The sequence below is a fragment of the Daejeonella sp. genome, from assembly GCF_044232565.1.
Lineage (GTDB): Bacteria > Bacteroidota > Bacteroidia > Sphingobacteriales > Sphingobacteriaceae > Daejeonella.
This window is the reverse complement of record NZ_JBIILQ010000115.1, coordinates 1-8,419: the sequence shown is the minus strand read 5'-3', so window position 1 is coordinate 8,419 and position 8,419 is coordinate 1. Positions and strand designations below refer to the sequence as shown.

The window sequence follows — 8,419 nt, the reverse complement described above, 5'->3', positions numbered from 1 at the left end:
TGGTAGCTTCAAAGCTCGCAGCCATGACAGAAGAAGGTTGGGAACTAGCATTTGTAAATAGTGCCGTAGAGTCGGATTCGGGCAAAGATGATGGAAATGGCATTTTCATTACCCGTTACATTTTCCGTAAGGTCAAAAAATAAGTCAGATTTTTCTGGTTTTTTGGGCTTGCGATATGTTGTCTATTTGGCTAGCTCGGAAATAGTGATATCGTTGAAATGAATCGATATCACTATTTCATCATGACTATACTTACGTTGATAAACCAACAGCACTTGAAGAGACTCATGCTGTAACTCAAGGATTTCGGCAAGGCGATGAGATAAATATCACTAATCAAGGTGGTCAAAGAAGTCAAAATTGATCGTTTCTGGAAGGGATTTTGTTTTTAGCCTATTTTTTCCCAGATCACTAATGCTGCAGCGTGTGCTGTTTTTAAAAATTAGCCGAGGTCTCGTGAACTAGTTTTCAATAATTCCTTGAACCCGAATTTCATCTTACAAGGGTTGCCAATTCACCTCTTTTGGCATAAAAATAAACTCATTTTCTGAATTTTTGCCATATTTGAGACCTGGTTAATCATTTCTGGGCCTGCATTAGGCAAATGTGCGTAACTGCAATGCAGCCATGGTAATGATGAATAATTGTAAGTTTCCCCTCTTTTTTCCGGTTGGATTTAGAGTTAACAACTGATCTTATTGTTAACTCTAAATTTTAGATTAACGTGAGTTTGGGATAAGGTGGAATTATATTTGGAGAATAAAAATATACAAATCATTGATTATGAGTACTTAAGTATATTTTTTATATTGATTAACAAATTTAAAGAATAACAATTCATGCTTACTTCTGATATAATTATTGAAATTTTTGTTGAAGTAGACGACTTGTGCAAGGAATTTGATGTTTTGATTGAAAAATATCGTTTTGAAGCTAAGCTTATGATGCAATAATCAAAATAATATGCATTTAAAATTTCTCTGGGATATCAACAATTTATTGATAATCAAATGATTATATTACTTATTAAAACTCGACTAATTATATAAATTTTTATGATTTTTCTTAAAAACTTAATTTTTCAAGACTAATTTTTGTTTCTAGCACATGGTTTGAGGCTACTTGCAACAAATAATCTTCAAATAAATCAATCGTTTTCAAATGCCATAACTTCTCTTCCAAAAAAGCGCATTGGTTTTCAATTTTTAACTCTATAAATGGAATACTTAAGCCCCTACCATCGGCTTTTATTACTGCTTCTTTTGCTGTCCAGTAGTAATAAAACCAAAGATAGTTGTTCTCAGAAGTCATTATGTGATCCCATTCATCTTCATGAAATTGATTTTTGAAATCAGAAATTGATATAGGTTTAATTTTTTCTAGGTCAATTCCAATTTTACTTTTTGTAGAAAAAGCGCAAACTACATGGTCGCCCGAATGTGAAATATTAAAGTCCACATTTTCTTCAATATACGGCCGTTTATATTTCGTATATTTTAAGTTATTCAAACTGAAATCTAATCCTAACTCTTTTAATCCATGACTTAATAATAATTTTCCATATAGAGAGGCTTGAGCATCTTGCCACCTGCTATATTTCAATATGTTTTCTTGTATAGCTAATGGTAATAATTTAAGATATCTCGAGAACTCAGAATGATCTAACTTGTTTGAATAGCTTGAATAAAAAATTTGAATCATTGATTCTTTTAAATGGGTTATGATATTCTAAATGATATGAATTTATTCGTTAGTCTTTCTCTATGATATAATCATTAACAACTAATACATCCAGCCCAGTAGTATAAAACATCCCTATGGCATCTTCAAGTGAATGAATAATAGGCTTACCCATAATGTTTAAGCTGGTATTCAGAACTAAGGGAACTCCAGTAATATCATAAAATGCTTTAATTAATTTATAATAAGAAGGGTTCCATTCTTTTTTCACAGTTTGTAACCTGCCGGTATGATTGGCGTGTACTACGGCCGGAACCTTAGCTTTTACTCCCTCCCGGAAAACCAATGTTCGCTCCATATACGGGGTTTCCTGGTAATTTTCAAAATACTCTTCTCCGAATTCATGCAGAATGGAGGGTGCGAATGGTCTGAATTCCTCCCGAAACTTAACTTTAGAGTTTATGATCTCTTTCATGTTTTGTGGCCGGGGGTCGGCAATAATACTTCGGTTCCCTAATGATCTAGGGCCAAACTCTGCACGGCCTTGTACCCATGCCACCAATTTGCCCTCAGCTAATTTTTTTGCCGTTTCAGTATGAATGGTTAAGGGTAAGTGTCTTATATTTTTTATCTGACCTAATTGAACTAATCTTTTTATAGTTTCATCTGATATGGATGATCCAATGTATGGAGAGAAGAAGGGTCTCTGTCCGGTAATTTTATTTGGGTTATCTTCCTTAAAAGCAAGCATCGCTGCCCCAATTGAATTTCCATCATCTGCTGGTGCAGATGGCACAAACAAATTATCGAATCCGGTTTTCTCAATTACTGTACCATTGAAAGAAGAATTTAAACCACACCCACCTCCAATGATTAGGTTTTTTGATAATTCTAATGATTCTACATCTTTTAACATCTCTAATGCAATTTCTGAAAAAACAAATTGGCCTGTAAATGCTAGGTCAGCGGCCGTCCAGGGACTACTATCAGTGGGACGCTTATATGCGTTTAATTTCAGCATTAACTCTTGTATCTTTTTTTCAGCAGGGTACTTCAGTTTACCATTCTTATACTGGCATAATTCTTTGAGTAATACATAAATAGCCTGATTGATCTTACCATATGGGGCTAAACCCATTACCTTCCATTCTTCGCCTGTAAACCAATCAAAGCCACATAATGTTGTTATTAACTCATAAAACCAGCCCAGGCTTTCTGGTCCTTTATGACACCATAATTGCTTCAAGTGGTCATCCTTGTAGCCATACAATGAAATTGATTTAGCTTCACCAAACCCATCCATTATCAGGCACGCACCGTCAGTATACGGGCTAGTATAGCTTGCATAGGCTGCATGGGTCAAATGATGTTCGTATTTCTTGAACGTTATATTTTTTAAAGGGAAATGCTTCTGTAGATTTAATAATATGCCAGTGCCTACTGTTTTTAAAAATTGATGTTGTAGTTTAAGAATTGTATAAATGGAGGCCTTTGGAAATAAAAACTTCGAAGGAACTTGTATTTGAGGGTTTTTTAAGGACTCTTCCGAAAAAAAATTCATTCTTTCTAGCCTGTTTAATGCCTGCAGATAGTCTTCACTCCAAGTGGTAGCTACTACAAATTGCGAATCTTGATTGCAATATTTTTTGAGAATTGGACCTATATCAAAATTATCGGGAGGACAGTTTAAAGCTCGTTTATATTGGAGCCTTCTTTCCGTTGCTTCAGCAAATAATATTTTTCCCTCGCCGTCCATGATTGCAAGCGAAGAATCGTGAAATGTGTTGGATAAGCCTATGTAATACTTATGCATGATTTTAATATTTATTTAATAATGCCATAATATCATCATCTGATAACTTGCTAACATCATCCCTTAATTCATCCGAAATGGTGAATGTTGAATTAGAAAGTGTCGCCGGATTAATAGTGGTAAATTCTGGTGATGATAACTCTTTTAGGTATGCAGCCAGAGTAATAAGGCTGGTGTGTTTGAAAAATTGTGCTATAGGAATATTGATTCCTGAAGTTTGCCGCACTTTAGTTTGTAGCATATTTAACATAATTGAATCAAAGCCAATTTCAAAGTATGGCCGCTCGGTATTAAGGGTGTCCTCAGGTTCTAATTTTAAAACTTGTCTCGCTAAATTTTCGAGCATACTCAAAGCCTCATCTACAGTATAAAAAATTGTCATGGCAGATTTTGGAATAACTTCCCTGTTTTTTAAATGCCATTCTGAGGGAAACAGGGAATGCTGCCATACCTCAGTGTTGCTTATAACCAAATCTGGCTGAACCTGTATAGCAGCGAGTATTCCACTGGTATTTTTTTGTGCCAAAGCCATTTCTAATGCATCAAATCCTGTGTTGGTCGAGAATGGAAAAATGCCCATGGCTTCAAATTTGTGATCCATGCCGTCAGTCATTGTACTACTTTTCCATGGCCCCCAACAAATACTTAGTGCAGGCAATTGCTGCTGCTGACGAAATGCGGCAAGGCTATTCAATAAATAATTAGCTGCCGCATAGTTTGTTTGACCGATATTGCCTAATAGTGACACAGTGGAAGAAAACAATACAAAATGATCTAATGGCCAATCTTTACTAAGTTGATGCAAGTTCCAAGCGCCTTGCACTTTACCAGGAAATATGGATTCGAAACTCTCAATATCATGTGTTTGTAGCAGTTTATCATTTAATAAAGCCGCAGTATGAAATACCCCACGAATAGTGGACGATTCGAAACTTCTGAATTTTGATTTTAAATTTTCTAGATCACTTACGTCTGCCTGTATATGCTGAATCTTAATATTGTGTTTTTGCCATTCTTTTATGGTTTTCTGATTAGCATCGGTGAGCTTGCTGCGCCCAATTACTATAATGTTACCTGCCCCTTTTTGAATCATCCAGCTTATCAGGCCTTTCCCTAAGCTACCAAAGCCTCCAGTAACAACATAAGCGCCATCACTTTTAAATTCAATATTTTTATTAACCCTGATTACTGGCTTTAAGCGAGGAATTGTCCATTTATCATGATTAATTATTAGTTGTAGTGGAATTTGTAAAGCATACTTTACGATTGTCAGGAGCGCATTTTCATCGATTTTATTTACATCTATAACCGATATAGATAATTGAGGATACTCAAATTGTAAAGCAGCTGTAAAACCCCAAAGTAAGCTGTTATTAAGATTTACAGGACTAACTTTCTCCTCAGCATGTACGTTATTTGTTAAAAATATAATTTTTGAAGGATGTAGAAGCTCAAACCCTTTGCAAATTTTGAATGCATTGCGTAGATCAGTATAATTTATAGTTGAAGAGCTATCAAAACCGGTATTGGCGATATAAAAAATAATGCTCGGTTCATGAAAAGCACGTGTGTTGTCTAAATCCTTTATATGAATAATTTCAGATGGCGTACCTATATCAATATATCCCTTCTGAACTTGTCTGGATAAGTTAATTTGTTCGTCATATATTATTATAATCCGATGTTTTTCGACTTTTGTTATTAAAACCGGCTTTTCTATGGTCTCAAAACTTACGTCAAACAATACATCGGAGGAGAGCCCAGCCGGAAAAGAGGGGAGAGGCATAGCACTATTCAGTAATTGCTTTTCACTAAATAAATCCTTCCAGTATTTTTTTCTTTGAAATGGATAGGAAGGCAAGATTGTATAGGCATGTTTTTTTTCAGCCTCTCCTTGCTTCCAATTAACAGATTTTCCTGATTGCTGCAGGCTGCAAAGGCTAAGTAAAAATTGTGAAGTGGATGATTGTCCTTTTCTTAAAGTAGGTATTCCTCCTTTAAAGTCTGGTAATACCTGTTTAGTTAAATTAGTTAAAACAGGCTGCGGGCCTATCTCAATGCATAAACTACAGCCCAATTTCTCCATTGTCTTTAGAGAATCTGAAAACTGAACAGGTTTTAATACATGATTTATAAGGTACTCTGGATCCTTCCATAAGGCTTCGGTAAATAAACTACCTGTAACATTTGAAATTACAGGTATTAACGGAGCTTTAAAATTAATTGATTTTGTAGTTTGAAGTAATTCTTCTGTAATGGGTTGCATCAAATGGGAGTGAAATGCGTGCGACACCGTGAGTGGTATAACTATAAATCCCTTGGCTTGCATCTCTTCCTTCATTTGTTGCAAGTCAGTTAATAAACCTGAAACTACTGTTTGCTGGGGACTATTAATTCCTGCAATAGCTAGTGGAAGTTTTAAATGTTCTATTGATGTTATCACTTCGCTTGCGGTTGCCAAAACAGACATCATTCCACCACCCTCCGGAAGCTTCTGCATCAAGTTGGCTCGCTTACTAATCAGCTTGATCCCGTCTTCAAGTGAGATCATTTCTGCCACACAAATAGCCACAATTTCGCCTACGCTATGCCCTAAAACAACATCAGGCTTTATTCCAAAACTTTCAAATAATTTTGTTAAGGCATACGCTGTACAGAAAATAGCTGGTTGAGTAAATTTCGTTTGATCAATAAGCCTATTACCGTCCTCTTGTAGAATAATAGAACGAATAGAAATACCTTCATTGCATAGGCGGTAAATTTTATCGCACTCATCTAATACATTCCGGTAAACTTCAAATTCTTCGTATAAATCTTTACCCATACCAGTATATTGAGCTCCCTGGCCAGTAAATTGAAAGGCAATGAGTCCTTGTGGTTTGTCTTTACGATGAAATATTTCAGTACCGTGATTATTAAGTCTACCTAATTGATGCAACAGATCCTCTTTATCTTTAACCACTGCATGCCAGTTATAAGAGAATGAGTTGTTTGATCGGTTTAAATGAAAACAAAGTGCACCAATATCTATCTTTGGATTTTGTAAATGCAGTGCTAAGTTCAACGCCATTTGCTTCAGCGCTTGGTCGCTATGTGCGGATAAAGTGCATGCCAAATAACTCCGGTTCACGCCCTGGCCTTTTTCTGCAGGTGCTTCTTCTACTATCAAATGCGAATTAGTTCCACTAAAACCGAAGGAACTTAGGCCGGCTATCAGTCGTTTATTTTCTAGTTTTCTATTTTTATGAACTACTTCCACCTCCACATCCTTCCATGAAATTAAAGGATTTGGATTCTCAAAATGAAGGTTGCCAGGAATTTCGCGATGTCTGAAAGATAGCAGCACTTTTATTAAACCAGCAATACCAGCAGCAGATTCAAGATGCCCGATATTTGATTTGATACTCCCTATTAAAAGCTTTTCCTTTCTTTTGGAAGATTGGTATGCCTTATTTACGGCTTGCATTTCTAGCGGGTCACCTAACGGGGTTCCAGTTCCATGAGCTTCTACATACGTAATATCCTCTGGTGAAATACCGGAAATACTGATGGCTTTTTGAAGTAATTTTTGCTGGGCAAGGCCGTTCGGTGCAGTAAGCCCGTTACTCTTGCCATCCTGATTAATAGCCGTAGAACGGATGACACCCATAATGTTATCTCCATCAGCCTCTGCATCCTGCAAACGTTTTAAGATTATAATTCCGCATCCTTCTCCACGTCCATATCCATTTGCTTTTTCATCAAATGTTTTGCATCTGCCATCTGGTGATAGAGCCTGGACCTTCGTAAGAGCGACCGAAGATTCTGGTGTAAGAATGAGATTCACCCCGCCAGCAAGAGCCATATTGCAATCTCCGTATTGCAAGCTTCGGCAGGCATTGTGAATCGCTACCAGAGATGAAGAACACGCTGTATCAATAATTAATGCTGGCCCAGTTAAATTATAAAAATAAGAAAGTCGACCAGCAGCCGTACTACTAATTGTTCCTGTTAAAGAATAGGCATCAATTTTTTCAAGATCTCCCGAAAGTATATGAGAATTTGCATAATCACTATGGCTAAAACCGATAAATACACCGGTATTGCTTCCATGAATATCCTTCAAGGTATACCGAGAGCTTTGCAAAGCCTGGAAGCTTACCTCCAATAATAACCTTTGCTGTGGATCCATTGACTCTGCCTCGCGAGGGGAGATTCCAAAAAATGCCGCATCAAAATCCTGTACATTATCAATAAAACTACCATTTATAGTATTCATCTTGCCTGGAGCCTGGTAATCAGCATCGTAATATTTTTGGGCATTCCATCTTTCTGCCGGCACCTCTTTTACTGTATCTGTGCCGCTTATTAATAGATCCCATAGTTGCTCCGGACTATTGGCTCCACCAGGAAAAACACAGGACATGCCGATGATGGCAATAGGTTCATATGAAGCTGAATTCTTGGCATTTTCAACAATTTCTTTCTTTGATCCAGATTTTATTTGCGTAAGATACTTTGCCAGTTGGGTAATTGTGGCATATTCATAAACAATAGTAGGGCTTAGGTTTATTCCTAATATTTTGTTTAATGCAGTAATAAGTTCTGTGCCACGTAAAGAATCAAAGCCTTGTTCAACAAGAGCCTGGTCATTTTTAATATCAGTGAAGCCGTATAATTTCAATATTTCAGAATGAATAGTTTGTATAAAAACTTGTTCTTCCTGATAGGTTTCGGTAATTGTAGGTGAATGTTTCTCAATAACTTTTGGCTGTAAATTAATGATATAATCTTCTGCTAATTTCAGCCTTTGTAATTTGCCGCTTGTGGTTTTTGGAATTCTTTTTACAGCTAGAACATCGCTTACAACCAAGCCAAAGTGTTTCATTATCGTTCGTCTTACCAATTCTTGAATCGGTTTGAACGTTTCGCCATTAGAACGGAATG

At 36.4% G+C, this 8,419-nt stretch carries 3 protein-coding genes; all 3 read right to left on the bottom strand.

Annotated elements, in window-relative coordinates:
• Nucleotides 1-1,065: 1,065 nt before the first annotated feature.
• From ACILQF_RS07625 to ACILQF_RS07615, 3 genes are read right to left on the bottom strand one after another with little or no spacing between them, the layout of a single operon-like run.
• Nucleotides 1,066-1,701, bottom strand: a complete 636-nt coding sequence (locus tag ACILQF_RS07625; RefSeq protein WP_395626824.1) for a 4'-phosphopantetheinyl transferase family protein — start codon at nt 1,699-1,701, stop codon at nt 1,066-1,068.
• Nucleotides 1,702-1,750: 49 nt separating this feature from the next.
• On the bottom strand, nt 1,751-3,493 hold the full coding sequence (locus ACILQF_RS07620; protein ID WP_395626823.1) for a carbamoyltransferase: 1,743 nt from the start codon (nt 3,491-3,493) through the stop codon (nt 1,751-1,753).
• 4 nt (nt 3,494-3,497) lie between these two features.
• Complete coding sequence (locus ACILQF_RS07615; RefSeq protein ID WP_395626822.1) at nt 3,498-8,360, bottom strand: beta-ketoacyl synthase N-terminal-like domain-containing protein; 4,863 nt, start codon at nt 8,358-8,360, stop codon at nt 3,498-3,500.
• Nucleotides 8,361-8,419 lie beyond the last annotated feature (59 nt).

Excerpts from the sequence above, each read along its gene's own strand:
- ACILQF_RS07620 (WP_395626823.1), bottom strand. The coding sequence starts at position 3,493 with ATGCATAAGTATTACATAGGCTTATCCAACACATTTCACGATTCTTCG.
- ACILQF_RS07615 (WP_395626822.1), bottom strand. The coding sequence starts at position 8,360 with ATGAAACACTTTGGCTTGGTTGTAAGCGATGTTCTAGCTGTAAAAAGA.
- ACILQF_RS07625 (WP_395626824.1), bottom strand. The coding sequence starts at position 1,701 with ATGATTCAAATTTTTTATTCAAGCTATTCAAACAAGTTAGATCATTCT.